Origin of the sequence: Dietzia maris, assembly GCF_014144855.1 — a bacterium.
Classification (GTDB): Bacteria; Actinomycetota; Actinomycetes; order Mycobacteriales; family Mycobacteriaceae; genus Dietzia; species Dietzia kunjamensis.
In genome coordinates this window covers 1-20,229 of the sequence record NZ_JAALDN010000382.1, presented here as the reverse complement: position 1 = coordinate 20,229, position 20,229 = coordinate 1, and the positions used below count along the sequence as shown (strand labels likewise).

Annotated in this window: 13 protein-coding genes and 2 tRNA genes; 11 read left to right on the top strand and 4 right to left on the bottom strand. The window is 68.8% G+C overall.

Translation table 11 applies throughout. The features are described 5' to 3' along the window. Positions 1–253 precede the first annotated feature (253 nt). From dnaA to G6024_RS12470, 6 genes are all read left to right on the top strand, one after another. Positions 254–1,759, top strand: a complete 1,506-nt coding sequence (dnaA, locus tag G6024_RS12495; RefSeq protein ID WP_159148842.1) for a chromosomal replication initiator protein DnaA — start codon at positions 254–256, stop codon at positions 1,757–1,759. Between the two features lie 880 nt (positions 1,760–2,639). After that, a complete protein-coding gene (gene dnaN, locus G6024_RS12490; protein ID WP_159148841.1) occupies positions 2,640–3,815 on the top strand; it encodes a DNA polymerase III subunit beta in 1,176 nt (391 codons plus the stop codon). A 25-nt stretch (positions 3,816–3,840) separates the two neighbouring features. After that, complete coding sequence (gene recF / locus G6024_RS12485; RefSeq protein WP_159148840.1) at positions 3,841–5,130, top strand: DNA replication/repair protein RecF; 1,290 nt, start codon at positions 3,841–3,843, stop codon at positions 5,128–5,130. Beyond that, complete coding sequence (locus tag G6024_RS12480; RefSeq protein ID WP_159148839.1) at positions 5,127–5,681, top strand: DciA family protein; 555 nt, start codon at positions 5,127–5,129, stop codon at positions 5,679–5,681. Before recF ends, G6024_RS12480 begins: the two co-directional genes overlap by 4 nt. A gap of 86 nt (positions 5,682–5,767) precedes the next feature. Further along, positions 5,768–7,897: a DNA topoisomerase (ATP-hydrolyzing) subunit B gene (gene gyrB / locus G6024_RS12475; RefSeq protein ID WP_159148838.1), complete on the top strand. Its 2,130-nt coding sequence runs from the start codon at positions 5,768–5,770 to the stop codon at positions 7,895–7,897. Between the two features lie 122 nt (positions 7,898–8,019). Beyond that, positions 8,020–8,952: an endo alpha-1,4 polygalactosaminidase gene (locus G6024_RS12470; protein ID WP_200841566.1), complete on the top strand. Its 933-nt coding sequence runs from the start codon at positions 8,020–8,022 to the stop codon at positions 8,950–8,952. Here G6024_RS12470 and G6024_RS12465 read toward each other — a convergent pair. From G6024_RS12465 to G6024_RS12450, 4 genes are read right to left on the bottom strand one after another with little or no spacing between them, the layout of a single operon-like run. Next, positions 8,936–9,670 carry a spherulation-specific family 4 protein gene (locus G6024_RS12465; protein ID WP_159148837.1) on the bottom strand — a complete coding sequence of 245 codons (735 nt, stop codon included), beginning with the start codon at positions 9,668–9,670 and terminating at the stop codon, positions 8,936–8,938. The two genes, G6024_RS12470 and G6024_RS12465, sit on opposite strands and share 17 nt — an antisense overlap. Beyond that, entirely contained in the window at positions 9,667–11,055 is a 1,389-nt protein-coding gene (locus G6024_RS12460) for a hypothetical protein (RefSeq protein WP_159148836.1), read from the bottom strand. Before G6024_RS12460 ends, G6024_RS12465 begins: the two co-directional genes overlap by 4 nt. Continuing rightward, entirely contained in the window at positions 11,052–12,569 is a 1,518-nt protein-coding gene (pelF, locus tag G6024_RS12455) for a GT4 family glycosyltransferase PelF (RefSeq protein WP_159148835.1), read from the bottom strand. The genes G6024_RS12460 and pelF overlap by 4 nt, the downstream gene beginning before the upstream one ends. Before the next feature lie 4 nt (positions 12,570–12,573). After that, positions 12,574–14,790: a polysaccharide deacetylase family protein gene (locus G6024_RS12450; protein WP_159148834.1), complete on the bottom strand. Its 2,217-nt coding sequence runs from the start codon at positions 14,788–14,790 to the stop codon at positions 12,574–12,576. A 672-nt stretch (positions 14,791–15,462) separates the two neighbouring features. On the opposite strand from G6024_RS12450, the gene gyrA reads away from it, so the two are divergent. From gyrA to G6024_RS12425, 5 genes are all read left to right on the top strand, one after another. Continuing rightward, entirely contained in the window at positions 15,463–17,991 is a 2,529-nt protein-coding gene (gene gyrA / locus G6024_RS12445; protein WP_120285666.1) for a DNA gyrase subunit A, read from the top strand. Between the two features lie 3 nt (positions 17,992–17,994). Beyond that, positions 17,995–18,624 carry a DUF3566 domain-containing protein gene (locus tag G6024_RS12440; RefSeq protein WP_119193000.1) on the top strand — a complete coding sequence of 210 codons (630 nt, stop codon included), beginning with the start codon at positions 17,995–17,997 and terminating at the stop codon, positions 18,622–18,624. Between the two features lie 78 nt (positions 18,625–18,702). Next, positions 18,703–18,776, top strand: a tRNA-Ile gene (locus G6024_RS12435). A gap of 59 nt (positions 18,777–18,835) precedes the next feature. Further along, a tRNA-Ala gene (locus G6024_RS12430) sits at positions 18,836–18,908 on the top strand. Between the two features lie 59 nt (positions 18,909–18,967). Continuing rightward, positions 18,968–20,200 carry an MFS transporter gene (locus G6024_RS12425; protein WP_119192999.1) on the top strand — a complete coding sequence of 411 codons (1,233 nt, stop codon included), beginning with the start codon at positions 18,968–18,970 and terminating at the stop codon, positions 20,198–20,200. Positions 20,201–20,229: the final 29 nt, after the last annotated feature.

The following is a 20,229-nucleotide window of genomic DNA, read 5'->3' as shown; positions in this document are numbered from 1 at the left end:
CGTCATTCCTCAGGCGAGCCCCACCAGGGCTGCAAGACGCGACGTGAATCCGAACAAGCACCTCCGACCCCTCCCCACCGATGACCTACCCGCGAACCGACGGGAGGGGTCTGTCTTCCCACAGCTGTGGACAACCATGTGGATACCTCGGTGGACCTGGGTCGGAGCCTGTGGATAGAGTGTGGTTCCCGGTCCCGCCGGCAACCCGGACCACCAGCAACGCCCGACACCCGACGAGAGGAGACCGCCCACCGTGTCTCCTGAACTCGAACACGTGTGGAGTGCCGTCCTCGACAAGCTGACCGATCCGGAACTGGCCAGTGACGACAATCCGGCCCTGTCGCGCCAGCAGCAGGCGTGGCTCCGGCTCGTCCAGCCGATCGCCGTGGTCAACGGTTTCGCGATGCTCGCCGCCCCGTCGGCCTTCGCCCGCGACAACATCGAGTCCATCCTCCGCGGTCCCATCACGCGCGCACTGAGCTCGCAGCTCGGGGAGCCGATCGATCTGGCCGTCAAGGTGGACACGTCACTCGCCGGGGCTCAACTACCGACGGACGACGCCGACCACCCGGCCATCGACGCGGAGGACATCCACGGCCCCGGTGCGGAGGACGAGCACCCGCCCGCCACGACCCGCCCCCGGCGGATGACCGAGGAGCAGATCGCCGCCGAGCGACTCCTCCACGGCAGCGACCGCGACGAGGCGTTGTCTGCCGCGACCGCGCCCGGGTTGAACGAGCGCTACACGTTCAGCGCCTTCGTCCAGGGCAATTCGAACCGTTTCGCCCGGGCCGCCGCACTGGCGGTCGCCGAGGCACCGGCCCGTGCGTACAACCCGCTGTTCATCTGGGGCGAGTCCGGTCTGGGCAAGACCCACCTGCTCCACGCGATCGGGCACTACTCCCTGCGGATGTACTCCGAGCAGAAGGTCAAGTACGTCTCGACCGAGGAGTTCACCAACGACTTCATCAACTCCGTCCGCGACGGCCGCCAGAACATGTTCAAGAAGCGGTACCGCGAGGCGGACATTCTCCTGGTGGACGACATCCAGTTCCTCATCGGCAAGGAACAGGTCCAGGAGGAGTTCTTCCACACCTTCAACACGATCCACAACGCGCAGAAGCAGATCGTGATCTCGTCCGACCGGCCGCCCAAGCAACTGCAGCCGCTGGAGGACCGCCTGCGCACCCGGTTCGAGTGGGGTCTGATCACCGATATCCAGCCACCCGAGCTGGAGACGCGTATCGCGATCATCGACAAGAAGGCCAAGTCCGAGAACTACGTGGTCCCGAGGGACGTCCTCGAGCTCATCGCGACGCGGGTCCAGCGCAACATCCGTGAGCTCGAAGGAGCTCTCATCCGGGTGGTGGCGTTCGCCTCCCTCAACGGCCACGAGATCGATGTGCCGCTCGCGGAGGTAGTGCTCCGTGATGTCGTCTCGGACGACGACTCCCTACAGATCTCGGCCGCGACCATCATGGCGGTGACCGCGGAGTTCTTCTCCACGAGCATCGACGAACTGTGCGGCACCTCCAAGACCCGGTCGTTGTCGCGGGCCCGCCAGATCGCCATGTACCTGTGTCGCGAGCTGACCGACCTGTCGCTTCCCAAGATCGGCGTCACCTTCGGTGGCAAGGACCACACGACGGTCATGTACGCCCAGCGCAAGATCCTCAAGGAGATCAAGGACGACCGGCGCACGTACGACCAGATCCAGGAGCTGACGGCCCGGATCAAGGAGCGTTCGCGGTCCCTCTGAGCTCCACACCGGAACTCACCCACGCTGTGCGCTCGCGCCGCCGCTTGTGCCCGCCGCCGCTTGTGCCCGGCCCCGCTTGTTCTCGCCCCCGCGTCTCCGGCCGGCCCTCTGCCGACACCGAACGCGACGCAGATGACGGTCGGCGACGGCGGCAGCAACAGATCGACGCCCGATGGCGTCCGCACGCCCGGGTGCGCGGACCCAGGACCGCTGCGAGAGGCTGTAACAGGCCCTGTGCGGCCCCCTGCCGAGTCCGGCGTTCCGCCCCGAACGGATACCCGCCCCGATTCGCGAGAAAGACCCCGCCCGACGGAAGACGAACCGTGTGACTCCCGGGTCTCGCTGTCGAGACGCGCACACTTCGTCCGATTCAAGGGCCTCATCACGGGTCATTCCACACGCACCAGAAGGCGTCGCGAGACGCATCCGGGACCCCCACACACCCTTTGTCACACCCTTCACAGCTGTGGACAACCCTGTGGAGTCTTGTGGACCGACGGTGGACAGACGGTGGACGGACTCTTGTGATTCCACCGGGGTCGGGAGGCAAATCACAAGATCGCACGACTGCGTCCACACCACGAAATCGGCACAGACCTGTGATTACAGGCCTCGGCTCACAATTTCACAGGACCTACTACTACCTCTTATCTCTCTAGATAGTTCTTGTTAGAAGTAGGGATGTGGAACGGCGAGCCTGCTTGACCGGGTTACGCCGAGTCCGTGTGTCCGCTGTCGGTCCGAGCGGTTACTCTCATGGAGACGCTCCGCCCCCGGCGGCGGAAACGTGCAATACGAGCTTGAACCAATACGAGCTTGAACCGACCAATCGTCCAGATACCGGATCCCGGTATCCACCCCCGCCTGAAAGAGGTCATCGATGGAGATCACGGATCCGACGTTCCGCGTCACCCGCGAGGACTTCGCGGATTCCGTGGCCTGGGTGGCACGCACGCTGCCCTCGCGTCCCTCGGTCCCGATCCTCGGCGGGGTGCTGCTCGAGGCCGATTCGGGACTGACGATCTCCGGGTTCGACTACGAGACCTCGGCGCAGGTATCCGTGCCGGCCGAGGTGTCCGAGCCCGGCAGCACGCTGGTGTCCGGCCGACTCCTGGCGGACATCGCCCGTGCCCTGCCGGACCGTCCGGTCGAGGTCGTCGTCACCGCGCAGAAGATGTACATCTCCTGCGGTACCGCGAAGTTCACGCTCCCCACCATGCCGGTCGAGGATTACCCGCAGCTGCCGGCGATGCCGGAGGTCACCGGATCCGCCGAGGTCGACGCGTTCTCCGAGGCCGTGTCCCAGGTCGTCGTCGCGGCGGGCAAGGACGACACCCTGCCGATGCTCACCGGCATCCGGATGGAGATCGAGGGCACCCGCGTCACGCTCATCGCGACCGACCGGTTCCGTCTCGCCATCCGGGAGTTCGACTGGGAGCCGGCCCGCGAGGATGTCGCGGTCGAGGTGCTCATCCCGGCCAAGGCACTGTCCGAGGTCACCCGTTCCGCCGGCCACGGCGGTCGCGTGGATCTGAGCCTGGGAGCCGGCTCCGATGTGGGCGCTGAGGGCATCCTGGGTGTGCTGGTGTCCGGTCAGCGGACCACCACCCGCCTTCTCGACGCGGAATTCCCCAAGGTCCGCCAGCTGCTGCCGCCGCAGCACACCTCACTCGCGATCGTCGAGGTGGACTCGCTCGTCCAGGCGATCAAGCGGGTCGCGCTCGTCGCCGACCGCGGCGTGCAGGTGCGCATGGCGTTCTCGGATGGTGAGCTCGCACTGTCGGCCGGAGGCGATGACGCCGCCCAGGCCAACGAGACCCTTCCGGTGGACTTCGTCGGCGAGCCGCTGACCATCGCGTTCAACCCGGGTTACCTGCTCGACGGTCTCGGCAGTGTCCACGCAGGCCGCGTCGCCTTCGGGTTCACCCAGGCAAGCCGACCGGCCGTGCTGCGTCCGGCACCCGAGACCCTCCCGGAGCCCGGCGCGGACGGCGCGATCCAGCCGGTGGATTCCGACCACACCTACCTGCTCATGCCCGTGCGCCTGCCGGGCTGAGGCCCCGCCCCGGAACCGATCCGGTATGCACCTGCGTCATCTCAGGCTCCTCGATTTCCGCTCCTGGCCCCTGCTCGAACTCGAGCTCGAGCCCGGGGTCACCACCCTGGTCGGACGCAACGGGCACGGTAAGACCAACGTTCTCGAGGCGGTCGGGGTCCTCGCCAGCCTGCGGTCCCACCGCGTGGCGACCGACGCGCCGATGATCAGGACCGGTGCCGGAACCGCACTGGTGGGCGCACTCGCACACAACGCGGGACGTGAGTTGACCGTCGAACTGGCGCTCAATGCCGGAAAAGCCAACCGGGCGCGACTCAACACCTCCCCGTGCCGACGACTGTCCGACGTCCTCGGGGTGGTCCAGTCCGTGCTGTTCGCGCCGGAGGACCTGGCGCTCGTCCGTGGCGAGCCGGCCGAACGTCGCCGGCTTCTCGATGAACTCATGATCCAGCGGCGCCCCGCACTGGGTGGTGACCTCAGCGAGTACTCCTCGGTGCTCCGCCAACGGACCGCCCTGCTCAAATCGGCCTCCGGTGCACTGCGGCGTGGGGGCCCCGAGGACTCCGCGGCCGTGCTGGACACCCTCGACGTGTGGGACGGGCGGTTGGCCGAACTCGGAGCACGCGTGGTGGCCGGTCGGATCGCCCTCCTCCGTCAGTTGCGGCCCCTCGTCGTCGACGCCTATCGGGGTCTGGCCCCCGAGTCCCGTCCCGCCGATCTCGCCTATCGTTTCCGCGTGGCGGACGCGCCCGACGAGTCGGAGCTGACGGATCCGGAACTCGTCGAGGCCGTGTTGCTCGCCGAGCTCGGGCGGCGGCGTCGCGACGAGATCGACCGCGGGATGTCACTCGTCGGACCGCACCGCGACGACTTGATCCTGAGTCTCGGCGACGAGCCGGCGAAGGGGTTCGCGAGTCACGGCGAGACGTGGTCGTTCGCCCTGGCGCTGCGACTGGGATCGCTCGAGCTGTTCCGTGCCGACGGGGCGGAACCGGTCCTTCTCCTGGACGACGTCTTCGCCGAACTCGACCGGCACCGCCGGGCCGCGCTGGCCGACGTCGCGGCCGGTGTCGAACAGGTCCTCATCACGGCCGCGGTGGGCGAGGACGTCCCGGGCTCGCTGCGCGGGGTCCGTCATGACGTCGTGATGACGGGCGAGGGAGCGGATCGTCACTCGGCGATGACGGTGTCACGACGTCAGCATGACGGTGCTGGCGCGGGCGAGCCCGCCGGCGGGGATGATGGGGTCAGCGACGCGGACAGTGGCGGGGACGACGACGACAACACCGATACCGGAAGCAGGGCAACACCGTGACGGACCGAACCGGCAAGGACGCCGTAACACCGTCTGACCCGCCACAACGCGGTTATGACATCGCCAAGCAGGCCCTCGAGGAGGCCCGCGCCCGGGCCCGGGCGGAGGGCAAGCAGGTCGGCCGGGGACGGACCGGCCCGGTGGGGGCGGGCAAGCGGCTGCGCAAGCGCGGGTGGACCGGATCCGGTGCCGACCCGTGGGACCCACAGCCCCTCGGCAAACTCGTGGGCCAGGTCGCCAAGAAACGGGGTTGGGACGACAAGGTCACCACCGGGCGTCTGTTCGCGGAGTGGGACCGGATCGTCGGGGAGGACGTCTCGGCGCACGCCACCCCGGAGCGCCTCGAGGAGGGAATCCTGTACGTCCGAGCGGCGAGTACCGCATGGGCCACGCAGCTGCGGCTCATGTCCGCCGACATCCTCCGCAAGATCGCGGCCGCCATGGGGCCGGGTCATGTCCGTCGTCTCAAGGTGGAGGGGCCCGAGAAGCCGAGCTGGCGCAAGGGGCCCCTGCACGTGTCCGGTCGCGGCCCCCGTGACACATACGGGTGAGGGCCGGGCGTGCCCGTGGCCCGCGTGACGGTTGTCGCAGGTAGACTGGGCCGGTCCCAGACCCCCGAGACGCGAGGAGTTCGCACGTGGCGGACGCCAAGAGCAAGGCCAACAACAGCGGGCCCAAGGAATACGGTGCATCATCGATCACCGTTCTCGAAGGGCTCGAGGCCGTCCGGATGCGGCCGGGTATGTACATCGGCTCCACCGGACCGCGGGGACTGCACCACCTGATCTGGGAGGTCGTCGACAACTCCATCGACGAGGCGATGGCGGGTCACGCGACCGGCGTCAAGGTCACGTTGCTGGAGGACGGCGGCGTCGAGGTCATCGACGACGGCCGAGGCATCCCCGTGGAGATGCACGAGCAGGGCATGCCCACCGTCCAGGTCGTCATGACCCAGCTGCACGCGGGCGGCAAGTTCGACTCGGACTCCTACGCGGTGTCCGGTGGTCTGCACGGTGTGGGCATCTCCGTGGTCAACGCCCTGTCCACCCGGGTCGAGGTCCAGATCAAGCGCGACGGGCGCCTGTGGAAGCAGGACTTCGACATGGCGGTCCCGGCCGAACTGGTCGACGCCGGCCCCGCCGAGGGCACCGGGACCAGGGTCCGGTTCTGGGCGGATCCGACGATCTTCGAGAGCACGGAGTACGACTTCGACGTGGTGGCACGCCGCCTCCAGGAGATGGCGTTCCTCAACAAGGGACTCACCATCACGCTCACGGACCGGCGGCCGCGTGCCGAGAAGGCCGCCGAGCTGGACGCGATCGCGGACAGCGAGGGCAGTGGCGCGGAGGCGGCGCCCGGTTCCGACGAGGGGTCGGATCTCGCCCACGCGGTGGATGCCGAGCAGGCGTTCGCCGAGGGCGCGCAGGCTGCCGACGCCGTCGAGGCGACGCCCGTCGAGCCGGTCAAGGTCCGCGAGCGCAAGCGCACCTTCCACTACCCGGACGGTCTCAAGGACTACGTCACGGCTATCAACAAGTCCAAGACCTCGATCCACCCCACGATCCTCTACTTCGAGGGCAAGGGGCCCGGCCACGAGGTCGAGGTCGCGATGCAGTGGAACTCCGGTTACTCCGAGTCCGTCCACACGTTCGCCAACACCATCAACACCCATGAGGGCGGCACCCACGAGGAGGGCTTCCGTGCCGCGCTGACCTCCCTGGTCAACAAGTACGCGCGCGAGAAGAAGCTCATCAAGGAGAAGGACCCCAACCTCACGGGAGATGACATTCGCGAGGGCCTGGCCGCCGTGCTCTCCGCGAAGATCTCGGATCCGCAGTTCGAGGGTCAGACCAAGACCAAGCTCGGCAACACCGAGGTCAAGGGTTTTGTTCAGCGACAGGTGTCGGAGCACGTCGGACACTGGTTCGAGGCCAATCCCGCCGAGGCCAAGGTCATCATCAACAAGGCCATCGCGTCGAGCCAGGCCCGCGTCGCAGCCCGCAAGGCCCGCGAGATGGTGCGTCGCAAGTCGGCCACCGACATCGGCGGTCTGCCCGGCAAGCTCGCCGACTGCCGCTCCAAGGATCCGGCGAAGTCCGAGCTGTACATCGTGGAGGGCGACTCCGCCGGTGGCTCGGCCAAGTCGGGTCGGGACTCGATGTTCCAGGCGATCCTGCCGCTGCGCGGAAAGATCATCAACGTCGAGAAGTCGCGGATCGACAAGGTCCTCAAGAACGCCGAGGTCCAGGCCATCATCACGGCGCTGGGAACCGGCATTCACGAAGAGTTCGACATCGACAAGCTGCGCTATCACAAGATCGTGCTGATGGCGGATGCCGACGTCGATGGTCAGCACATCTCCACGCTGCTGCTGACGCTCATCTTCCGGTTCATGAAGCCCCTGGTGGAGAACGGGTACGTCTACCTGGCGCAGCCGCCGCTCTACAAGCTGAAGTGGGGCAAGGGCGAGCCGGACTTCGCGTACACGGACCGCGAGCGGGACGAACTGCTCAAGATCGGCCTCGAGAACAAGCGCAAAATCAACGTCGACGACGGCATCCAGCGCTACAAGGGCCTCGGCGAGATGAACCCCAAGGAGCTGTGGGAGACCACGATGGACCCCGCGGTCCGTACGCTCCGCCAGGTCACCCTCGACGATGCCGCCGCGGCCGACGAGCTGTTCTCGATCCTCATGGGCGAGGACGTGGACGCGCGGCGCAACTTCATCACCCGCAATGCACGCGATGTGAGGTTCCTCGACGTCTGATGGCGTGCCGGGGAGGCACGAGAAACGAACGGGCACAGAGAAGCGGGAATGTCGGCCGGTGACCATGGGGATCCGACCGGATCCCGGGTGTCCCGGGCCCTCGGGGGTGGCATGATCATCTGGTGACACACGCCGCTCTCATCGTCCTCCGCCGTTCCGCGGTGATCCTCTCGTGCACGGCGGCGATGGTACTGACCGGCTGCGGCGACGACGTCTCGGGACAGGGGTCCCTGGGCACCGAGCCGGACGCGACCGCGGGTATGCCGTACGTGGGGGCCGAGCCAGGTGGAGGGACACCGGTCGAGGGAGTCGCGCCGCCGCCGGCGGGCGCAGTCGTCGACTACCAGATCGGCGGCTCCTACCCGCCCGCGTCGGACGTCGACGTGGTGATCCGCGACCGTTCGGGCCAGCCGGCGGACGGCGTCTATTCGATCTGTTACGTCAACGCCTTCCAGGCCCAGCCCCACGAAGCGTCGGTCTGGGAGGAGCGCCATCCGGATCTGATCCTCAGATCCGGGGACGGGGTCGGGGACGCTGTCGAGGACGAGGACTGGGGCGAACCCTTGCTGGACATCTCCACGGACGCGAAGAGGGCACGGCTGGTCGAGATCGTGGACGGGTGGCTGGCGGGCTGCGCCGAGCGCGGTTTCCGGGCCGTGGAGCCCGACAACCTCGACTCGTGGACGCGGTCCTCCGGGCTCCTGAAGAGGGATGATGCGGTCGAGTACGCGCGCCTCGTGGTGGAGCGGGCCCACGCCCGTGGTCTGGCCGTGGCGCAGAAGAACGCGGCCGAACTGACCGATGACGAGATCCGCCGGATCGGCTTCGACTTCGCGATCGCCGAGGACTGCCAGAGGTACTCCTGGGGACGATTGTCGGAATGCGACCGCTACCTGTCCGTCTACGGCGACCGCGTGATCGAGATCGAGTACACCGACGGCTCAGGGGCGTTCGACGCCGCGTGCCGGGCCCGGGGTGAGAGGATCTCGATCCTCCTGCGCGACCGGGACGTCGTACCGCGGGGCGAGCCCGGGTACGTCAGCCGGCACTGCTGATCGTGGGCCGGTCGGCGTTGAGGTACTCGACCGACCCCCATGGGTGGGGCAACCCGTCCGCAGCGAGACCCACGAAGCCGGCGCCGAGTTCGGCAGACCTCTCCACGGCCTCCCGGACCCGTTCGGGTGGGCAGTCATAAATGAGATGCCAGAGTTTCGCGGAATCGATGTCGGGCACGGGCGGTGCGGGGGTCGTCAGGTGGGTGTCGAGGTCGGTCTCCCGCACGCAGGTCACATCGAGGAGCCGGAGGACCCTCGGATGCGGGACCGTCCCCGGGTTGCCGGCGAGCGTCGCCACACCGTCACGGCGCAGCGCGTTCGCCAGGTCGGTGAAGGAGAGGAGGGCGTCGACGTCGACGCGCCCGTCGGGCCCGGTGCCGGAGATCACCTGGTCGAGGAAGACGGAGGTGACGCCGTAACGGTCACGCCACAGTCGCGCCTCCGCCCGGACGTCGTGCACGTCACGACGTCCGTAATCGGTGTCGACGTAGCCGAGGAGGGTAGCGGGTGCGCTGTGGTCTCGGGCGCCGAGGTCCCGGGCGCTGAGGTCCCGGGAGTGGAGGGCCTCGGCGAAGACCGGATCGGGTGTGTGGCCCGGGCCGGAGTCGACGTTGACGACGACGAGGTCGGCGGCCCCGGGACGGAGTACCCGCTCCCAGAGTGCGGAATCGACCACGGGATGGATGTAGAGCGGGACCGCGGCCCGTGGGGCGTTCACCAGCTGTGGGGGTGGAGGGCGGCGGTGACGGCGTGGTACACGGCGAGCAGGCAGGCTCCGCAGAGCATGGCGACGCCGACGGGGACGGGGAACCCGAACCGGAGGGTGGCGAAGCCCAGACACGCCAGCCCCGAGATCCACACGGCCTCGGCGACGCGCCCGGCCCGGAGGACGATCGCGGAGCCGAAGGCGAACACGGCGAAGACCGGCGCCACCACCACCAGCACGACGACGTCGGGAACGAGCCCGGACGCGGGGTCGTCGGCGACCCCGAGGATCCGGTCGACGATCCAGGTCGCGGCTATCGTCGCCGCCGCGATGGCGGCGAGGTACATCAGTGTCCTGACGAGGACGCCGTTGAGGACGGACCGCCACCTGCCGGAGCGATAGGACAGCGACTTCAGCCTGATCCCCAGGTCCTCGATCGCCGGATCGCACAGGGCGGCGGCGAGGATGACCGCGATGGACAGCGGGATGCGGTCATCGGAGTCCGCGAGGTTGAGGGCCATGAGAAGGGCGCTCGACATGAGAATTGCCTGGCTGGCTCCGTCGAACGCCGCGCGGGCGTCCTCGCGGGAGGGCAGTGTCGGCGGGTCGACGGTCGTGGCCCTGTAGGTGCGAGCGGCGAGCAGGGCCCCTCCGATGGAGAGGACGCCGAGTGCGATGACCGGCACCAGGGCGGCACCCAGGAGTGAGGCGGCGATCGCGACGGTGGCACAGCCACCGGCGAGTGCGGTCAGCAGTCGGAGTCCACCGAGCACGGACACGATGGTCAGGGACGCGGCGTAGAGGGTCCACGCAGAGCACAACGCTGCCGTGGGGATCAGCGGGGCGTTCCCGAAATGGGCCGTCGCGAGGGTCACCCCGGCGACGAGAGGAGTGGCCACGAGCAGGGCGACCCCGACTGATACCCGTGCGGCCCCGGGTAGGTCACCCAGGCCCGATCTTCGCCACGTGACGAATCCGAGTAGCTGTCCGAGGATCCAGCCGGAGAGCCCGGTGGCGACGATCGCGAGCGACAGATCCGGTCCCGTTCCCACTGCCGCGGGAGCACAGAGTGCCATGACGACGGCGCCGGCGAGGAGGAGGACGGCGCGGATCCATCCCTGGCGGTGGGCCCGTGGTCGCAGGCTCACCGTCCCCGATGCCCCGGGAGCGAGGGTGGGCAGCGTGCGGGCGTACTCGTAGACGTCCCGCGCCCCGTGACGGCGGGCGAGGGCGTCGCCGAACCCCGATGCCTCGAGGTGGGCGGCGACGTCGAACCGGTCGACCGCCCGGCCGACCAGATCGTGGTGGGCGTCGAGCGGGACCGGGGCGACCACCAGTGGCCTCGAGGGCAGTGGCGACCGTGCGACGGTGCCGGGTGCGGCGAATGACTCGCTCATGACGCCATGCCGGCCACGTAGGCGACGTCATCGCTGGTGGCGGGGGCGATGCGGAGATTAACGGCGATCTCGTACCACTCCCGGAAGGCGTCGATACAGCTGTCCAGCGCGAACGACTGCAGGGCGTGCTCGCGGGCTCGTCTGCCGGTCTCGTCGCGCAGCTCGTCGTCCCGAAGGAAGCGCAGGCATTCCTGGGCGAACGCGTCAGGGTCCCGTGGTGGCACCAGGCCGCCGAGTCGGCCGTCGCTGCCGACGGCCTCGGAGACCCCGCCGACGTCGGTGTTCACGGTGACCCGGCCACACATCATGGCCTCGATCGTGGTGAACGGGAGACCCTCGGACACCGAGGACAGGGCGACGACGCTCCCCGCCTCGACCGCGGGCCGCGGGCCCGCGGTCGGCCCCTCCCAGGTGACCCCGTCGCCGATTCCCAGTTCGTCGATGGTCGCCTCGATCTCCTGCTTGTAGCCGGCGTTGCCGGCGGGGCAGGGACCGAAGATCCGCAGTCGGGTCTCCGGCAGCTCCGCCTTGACGACGGCGTAGGCGCGCACGAGCGTCTCCAGGTCCTTGAGCGGGTCGATGCGTCCGACGAAGCTGATCGTGGGGATCTCGGGTTCGGGTCCCACGGGGGTCATGGTGGAGGTGTCGACCCCGTTCCGGACGGTGTGGATCCGGGCCGGGTCGGCGCCCAGGCGAACCGCCCATCTAGCGTTGAAATCGCTGACCGGCAGGAGCAGATCCGCCTCGTCGTAGACGAGCACGCACAGGGCACGCAGGGCCGTGCACACGGCGTAGCGGGCCGACCATCCCAGCTGGGTGCCGGCGAGGGCGAGGTAGCGTTCCCGCAGGTACACCCCGTGTTCTGTGAGGATAAGGGGCACACCGTCCCGCCACTTCCGGGCGAGTCCGACCAACGCGGCGCTGCCGTTCGAGGAGGCGTGGACGAGGTCCACCTCTCCGAACTTGACGTCGGTGGCGCACAGAGCCCGGTCGACGAGTGTTGCGGCCTCCACCGCGTCCCCCACGCTGAGCCGGGCGGACCGGTCCAGCGCGGGGGAGTGGGCCCACCACGCGTCGAGCAGGGCCTCGGCCGAGCTCTCCGTTCCCAGGAGACGGAAGAGATCGCCCCGGCCGGCGTCGATGAGCTCGCGGAGAGCCGCCGACAGCCGGCCGGGATCGTGGTGGACGGTCCCGTCGGTGACGGCGATCGCCCCCGCGGGCGGCAGGATGGCCGCCCACATCTCCCGGAGGGCGGACCGCACCCGGGCCCGTCGCCGCCTGGCCAGGAGCTGGCCCTCCGGGAGACCCGCCCGGACCGGAGCCCACACGGGATACAGGGTCGTGGCCCGGACCTGGGCCGGGACCTCCCAGGTGATCGGGGTGCGGCTACCTCCGGTGAGGGTGACGACCTCCCAGGTGTGGTCCGGCATCCCCTTGATCATCTGGTCGCACCAGGTGCTGACGCCCCCCGTGTTGACCGGGTAGGTGCCTTCGTTGAGCAGAGCGATTCGCATGTTCTCAGCCGATCGCGGACGGGCCCTCGCCCATGGCGCCGACCCTGGTGGCGTCGTTGACAGGCGGGATCACGACGGAGACGTCAGCGGGAGCGGAAGCGACACCGACCCGTTGCGCCTGCGGGAGCATGCGCGCCGCGACGCCCGGCTCGGACACGTCTCCGGTGGGGGTGAGGAACCCGGCATCGGCCCCGAGATCGATGGTCACCGATCCACCGGGCGCTACCGTGATCCAGCCGGACGTGGCTCCGGCGTAGGCGGATCCCGCGAGGTTCGAGCCGTCAGGTGCCGTCACGGGGACGTCGACGGCGGTGCCGCCGCCGTTCGTGACGACCAGCGTGCTGCCGCTCACCGTGGCGGTGACCTGGTCGACGGCCGCTGCCCATGCCGCGCGTCGCTGCATCTCGAGCCCGAGCTCGGCGTGGGTCGGGTTGAGCAGTGGCGTGGACTCGGCGAACAGGTCGCGGTAGTCGTCGACGAGTGTGTTGAGCACCGGGTAGAGGATCCGGTCGCCGGTGATGTTGGACTGGTGCACGTAGTGCGGGCGCGGGTCGATGTCGAGGGCGTGGCCCAGGGCGTGGCGGGCCTCCTGCGGAACGATGTAGGTGGCGAACCCGGTCGCCGGGTTCAGCGGGTCGATGCAGGTGGCGGCCTCGTTGTCCTCGCAGATCCCGGAACCGCCGTCGGCGCGCGTGGTGTAGATCCAGTTGTATTCGTCGGCCGCGTTGTACTCGGTCGAGGTGTTGTAGAAGATGTTCATCGGGTGACGGGGGACCGTGAGTGCGCTCCCGACCCGGCGCTGGGCGGGCTGGACGGAGGAGTCGGCACCGACCCAGGTCACGCCGGTGGTCGCCATCGCCGCCGCGAGCGCGGGGTTGTCTTCTCTGGCCGGGCCGGATGCGAGCCCCGAATGCTCGCCGGTGACCAGTTCGGACGGGTCCACCTGCACGTCGTTGTCCCGAGCCCAGTCGAGGTTCTTCCGGATCTGCTCGGTGATCTGGGCCTCGTTCAGGTCGTCGAGGTTGGTGTGGTCCCAGGTGTGGTTGATCCAGCGGAACTCGTCCCTGGCCGCGAGCAGCGCGTCCGTAAGTGCGTCGCCGTCCCGGGCGCCGAAGGCGTTGAACGTCATGTCGAGCTCGATACCGTTGGCGTCCTCCCAGGTCCGGGCGGTCTGTACGTCGTCCGCGGTCATGCGGGAGCTCGCGAGGTCGCCGGGTCCGGGCTCGACGCCGCAGTCCGCCCCGAACGTGCAGTCGCCCTGGGGGTTCCACTCGTCGTCGGCGAGGAAGACGTCGTCGATCTGGACGTTGAAGGTGTTGCGGTACATCGAGGTCGATACGCCACGCGTCAACCAGGAGATCATCCCGTGCGAGAGCACCTTGAACTGCTCCTGGTACCTGTTCATCGCGACGGTGATGATGAGGCGCTCGCGGGGGCCCTGGGTGTGGACGCCCATGATGGTGCCCTCGGTGCCACCGCCGGCGACGGTGAGCAGGGGTCGGAAGGTCGATCCCGGGCCGTCCGCCGCCGGCGAGCTGGGCACAGCCCACGACTCGGGGATCTCCGCGTCGAGGTCGTCGAACTCCACCGGTCCGTCGAGGTAGGACCACTCATCGCCGAGGGCCGCGGAGGTCAGGGTGGGGCTCGTGCCGTCCAGCGACAGGCCGTCCGTCGCCGAGGTCATACCGACGGCTTCGTTCGGCGAGGTGAACGCCACCATCTCGCGGATCCCGTAGTCGGCGGTGAAGGCGTCGATCACGGCGTTCTCGTTGGGAGTGAGCCCGGGGCGATCGGCCGACACGGACACGATTCCCATGTAGTTCGCGGTCGTCGTCGCGTCGTCTGCCAGCATCTCCCTGGTGATCTGTGGACGCTCCGACTGCGTCACCGGGAACCGCTCGACTTCGACGCCCTCCGCGGCGAGACGCTCGGCCATCGCCTCCGCCGAAAAGGAACCGTCGTCCAGCACGAGGACGCGGAGCTCGACGGTCGATTCCTGCGCGGTGGGCGGTGGCGTCGTCGTCGGAGCCGTGCTCGACGTCGGCGGAACGGAGCCGCCCGAGCCGGATGATCCGAGTGAGCCGGTCTGCGCGGCGGCGATACCGACCAGCGGAGCGGTGATCGCGCCGGTGAAGGCGAGGGCGGCGACGGTGCGGAAGCTCGCGCGCTGAAGAGGCGAGAGCCCCCGGCCCGAGCCGCCGCCATGGGTGGTGATGGACATGTATTTCCCCGTTGTAAGTGCCGCCACTCCCGATCCCCCTCGGGAGTGGCGGCGTCCCCCGAAGATCGGGCTCATCACCCGATCTCCTCGCACGGTGATCCGTGCGACAAGGGAAGTGTGCGCGTGAGCAGGGGCTCAGACAACAGCTGAGACAGAAAAGTTTTCCTAGAAAATCCGTTCACTATAAGACAATCGTTATTTATCGGGCGGCGCCCGGAACGCCATCGGCCACGCCTAGGTGGTAGACGTGTCAATGCCTCATGATGAGCGGCCAACCAGTGTGAGCACGATGTTCACGCCGTTACGGGCGGGCCCGAGCGTCGTACGTTCACATGAGCGAAAATGAAGAAAACGTTACGTAATAACATGTTGGACAATCGACCAGTAAAGGGGTGCCGCGGGCGGTCGACAGACGGCGGAGGGACCGCAGCGAACGCGCCTTCCCCCCGATCGGGTCACTTGTCCTCTTCCGGGCCGACCGACGGAAGCGACGGAGTCGGCGGCGGTGCCGGATCCTCCGGTCGCCCGCGACACCGGTGCGTGGGCCCCGGGAGGACCTCGAGTCGCCGACCCCCCGCGCGCCCGTGCCGGTGTTCTCGCTGGACCTATAGACTGGCCGGGTCGGAGCGTGCCCTCGTGGTGCCGCTTCGAGCGCGAGACGAAGAGGAGCCCATGACGGACACGACGTTGCCGCCCGAAGCCGGGGGTCACGACCGGATCGAGCCGGTCGACATCCAGGCGGAGATGCAGAGAAGCTACATCGACTATTCGATGAGCGTCATCGTCGGTCGAGCGCTACCTGATGTCCGGGACGGGCTCAAGCCCGTCCACCGCCGGATCCTCTACGCGATGTGGGACAACGGCTACCGACCCGAGCGCAGCTACGTGAAGTCGGCCAAGCCCGTCGCCGACACCATGGGCAATTACCACCCGCACGGTGACTCGGCGATCTACGACACCCTGGTACGACTCGCCCAGCCGTGGGCGATGCGGTACCCGATGGTCGACGGCCAGGGGAACTTCGGTTCGCGCGGCAACGACGGTGCCGCCGCCATGCGTTACACCGAGTGCAAGATGACCCCGCTGGCCATGGAGATGGTCCGGGACATCGACAAGAACACGGTCGATTTTCAGCCCAACTACGACGGCAAGACGTCCGAACCGGTCGTCCTCCCGTCGCGCATCCCCAATCTGTTGGTCAACGGTTCCAGCGGCATCGCGGTCGGTATGGCCACCAAGATGCCGCCGCACAACCTGCGCGAGGTCGCCGAAGCGATCTACTGGTGTCTGGACAACCCCGACGCCGACGAGGAGGAGACCCTCGCGGCGTGCATGGATCGGATCAAGGGTCCCGACTTCCCCACCCACGGCTTCATCGTGGGCGAGCAGGGGATCAGGGACGCCTACACGACCGGCCGCGGTTCGATCCGTATGCGGGGTAAGACCTCCATCGAGGAGGAGGGCAACCGGACGGTCATCGTCATCACGGAGCTGCCCTACGAGGTCAACCCGGACAACATGATCCTGTCGATCGCCGAGCAGTTGCGGGACGGCAAGATCGCCGGCATCTCGAAGATCGACGACGAGTCCTCGGACCGGGTCGGCCTGCGCATCGTGGTCACACTCAAGCGTGACGCCGTGGCCAAGGTCGTGCTCAACAACCTCTACAAGCACTCGCAGCTGCAGACGTCCTTCGGCGCGAACATGCTGTCGATCGTGGACGGTGTGCCCCGGACCCTGGCCATCAACCACCTCGTGCGGCTGTACGTCACGCACCAGATCGAGGTCGTCGTCCGACGCACCCAGTACCTGCTGGACGAGGCGGAGAAGCGCGCCCACATCCTGCGCGGCCTGGTCAAGGCGCTCGACGCCCTCGACGAGGTCATCGCCCTCATCCGCCGTTCGGAGACCGTCGAGGTCGCGCGCGAGGGTCTCAAGAACCTGCTCGACATCGACGACGACCAGGCGCAGGCCATCCTGGACATGCAGCTGCGCCGCCTCGCGGCCCTCGAGCGGCAGAAGATCGTCGACCAGCTCGCCTCGATCGAACTCGAGATCGCCGACTACAAGGACATCCTCGCCAAGCCCGAGCGGCAGCGTGCGATCGTCGCCGACGAGCTCCGCGAGATCGTCGAGAAGTACGGGGACGACCGCCGGACCAGGATCATCCCGGCGGACGGGGACGTCACGGACGAGGATCTGATCGCCCGCGAGGACGTCGTCGTCACCATCACCGAGACCGGTTACGCCAAGCGGACTCGCACCGACCTGTACCGCGCCCAGAAGCGCGGGGGCAAGGGTGTGCGCGGCGCGGAGCTCAAGCAGGACGACATCGTCCGGCACTTCTTCGTCTCCTCCACCCACGACTGGCTGCTGTTCTTCACCACCAAGGGCCGCGTCTACCGGATCAAGGCCTATGAGCTGCCCGAGGCGAACCGCACCGCCCGCGGTCAGCACGTGGCCAACCTCCTGGCGTTCCAGCCGGAGGAGCGCATCGCCGGCGTCATCCGGATCAAGGGCTACCAGGACGCGCCGTACCTGGTGCTGGCCACCCGCAACGGGCTGGTCAAGAAGTCCCGGCTCGAGGACTACGACTCGCCGCGCTCCGGCGGTCTGATCGCCGTGAACCTGCGCGACGGCGACGAGCTGGTCGGGGCGGCGCTGGCCGGACCCGACGACGACCTGCTGCTGGTCTCGGAGAAGGGCCAGTCGATCCGGTTCCACGCCAACGACGACACGCTCCGCCCGATGGGCCGAGCGACCTCCGGCGTGATGGGCATGCGGTTCAACGACGGCGACGCCCTGCTGAGCATGTCCGTCGTGCGAGCCGAGTCGTCCGACCAGGAGAAGTACTTCCTCCTGGTGGCCACCGAACGCGGCTACTCCAAGCGCACCGCCCTGAGCGAGTACACGGCCCAGGGCCGGGGCGGCAAGGGCGTGCTCACGCTCATGTTCGACCCCAAGCGCGGGAAGCTCGTCGGTGCGACGATCGTGGAGCTGCAGGACGAGCTCTACGCCATCACCTCCAGCGGCGGTGTCATCCGCACGTTCGCCAAGCAGGTCCGCAAGGCGGGCCGACAGACCAAGGGCGTGCGGCTGATGAACCTCGCCGAGGGCGACTCGCTACTGGCCATCGCCCGCAACGCCGACGAGCCCGACGACGAGGACCGGTCCGCGGCCGAGTCCGCCAAGGAGGAGTAGGCGATGACCGAGCCGACCGATCCAGCCGACCGGACCGACCCGACCGAGACGTCCGACGCGGTCACAGACGGCCCAGCGCACGGGGGGTCGTCCCCGGCGCCCGGTTACGGCGGGTCGGGGGCCGGCACCGGCGACGCCGGCACGTCGGCCACCACCGCCTTCCCGGTGGCCACCCAGCATCGCGCCGAGGGCGCGAACGGGGGCGTCTCCAAGGCGCACTCGGGGGGCGCGGCCGGGCGAGCCGCACCGATCGTCCCGCCCACCGAGCGCCGGGGCCCCATGGAGTCGGTCCTGGTGCTGCGCCGGATCGACCCGTGGTCGGCCTTCACCACCGTGCTGGGGCTGATGTTCGCCCTCTACCTGGTGTGGATGGTGGCCATCGGGGTCACGTACCTGCTGCTGTCCGGGATGGGCGTGTGGGACCGGCTCGGGGGCCTGTTGTCCGGCGTGGCGGGCGACGAGTCGGCAGCCGTGATCGGGCCGTCGACGATCTTCCTCTACAGCGGCGGAGTGGGACTGCTGAACGTGCTCCTGCTGTCGATCCTGGCCACGCTCGCGGTGTTCATCTACAACCTCGCGGCCGGCCTGACCAGCGGCGGCGTGCAGGTCACGCTCGCCGATCCCCGGTACTGACGGTGCCCCCGGCGCCCGGCCGAGGGTGCCGATTTGGGCGGTGGCGCGGACGTCGGGTAGATTGACCTCTCGGTACGAGGGCCTATAGCTCAGGTGGTTAGAGCGCCAAACTGATAATTTGGAGGTCGGAGGTTCAAGTCCTCCTAGGCCCACTCCGCCAGGCAGACGCCGGATCCGCTCGATGCGGTCCGGCGTTTATGCTTGGAGGTACGGGGCCTTAGCTCAGTTGGTAGAGCGCTGCCTTTGCAAGGCAGATGTCAGGGGTTCGAATCCCCTAGGCTCCACTCACCCGCCGCCCGGCGCGCCCGCCCGGCAGGCGCCCTCCCCGGCGGATAGGGAGACCGTGCACCCCACCCCTCGCGCGTCGTGGCCCCCGTTCGTGCTCATGGCCCTCGTAGTGACCGTGGCCCTCGCGTCCAGCGCCACCCCGTCACCGCTGTACGTCGACTACCAGCAGGACTGGGGCGTCGGTGGCACCGCCATCACCGTGGTCTACGCCGTGTACGCCCTCGCGGTCCTCGTCCCCCTGCTGTTCCTCGGGAGGGTCTCCGACGCGATCGGGCGTCGCCCGGTCATCCTGGCGGGCCTGACGCTGCTCGCGGTGAGCATGGGCATGCTCGCCGCCGCCGGATCCGTGGCCTGGCTGATCGCGGCCCGCGTCATCCAGGGTCTGGCGGTGGGTCTCATCACCGGGTCGGCGACCGCCGCACTGATCGAGCTCCATCCGACCCGGGATTCGCGGGTGGGCGCCCTGACCAGCAGCTCCACCACCAACTTCGGCATCGCGGCCGGAGTGCTCCTCGCCGGGGTGGTGGCCACCTCGTCGTCGTCACCCCTCGTCCACCCCTACCTCGTGATCGGGGCCGCCACGGTCGCGTTGCTCATCGGTGTGGCCACGATCGTTCCCGAGACCGCCGGTGGATCGGGGACCCTGCGCGACGCGCTGCGGGTGCGTCCGCCGTCGGTGCCGCCCCAGGTCCGGTCCGTCTTCGCGCTGGCCGCGGTGTGCGTGATCGTCTCGTGGTCCGTCGGCGGGGTGTTCCTCGGTCTCGGCGGCGCGATCGCCCGTGACCTCATGGGTGCGTCCGATTACCTCGTGACCGGCCTGGTGGTGGCGGCCCTGCAGGCGGCGGCCGGGGTCGCGCAGTTGGTGTGGAACCTGCGGTCCGGGCCGTCGCGGTGGCGGCGAGGGGTGGTCCTGGGCGTGCTCGCGCTCGTCGCGGGGCTCGTCTTCGCCTCGGTCTCCCTGGAGGCCCGCACGGTCGTCGGCTTCATCGCCGCCGCGGGGCTCACCGGCCTCGGGATGGGCCTGCTGTTCCTCATGGGCAACACCCTGGTCGCGCAGAGCGCGCCGCAGGCGGTGCGGGGACAGGTGTTCTCGGCCCTGTTCGTGGTGGCCTACATCTCGCTCGGCGTGCCGGCGGTGATCGCGGCGGTCATCGCCGAGGGCATCGGACTGATCCCGGCGTACCACGTGCTGGCGCTCGCGGTCGGCGTGATCGCGGTGGGTGCACTTGTCGCGGTGGCGCGGCCGGGAGCGGGCGGACGGGCCCGGCGGTCGGGGTCCCGCGACTAGTCGCGACTGCTCAGCGCCTGCGCGGCCGC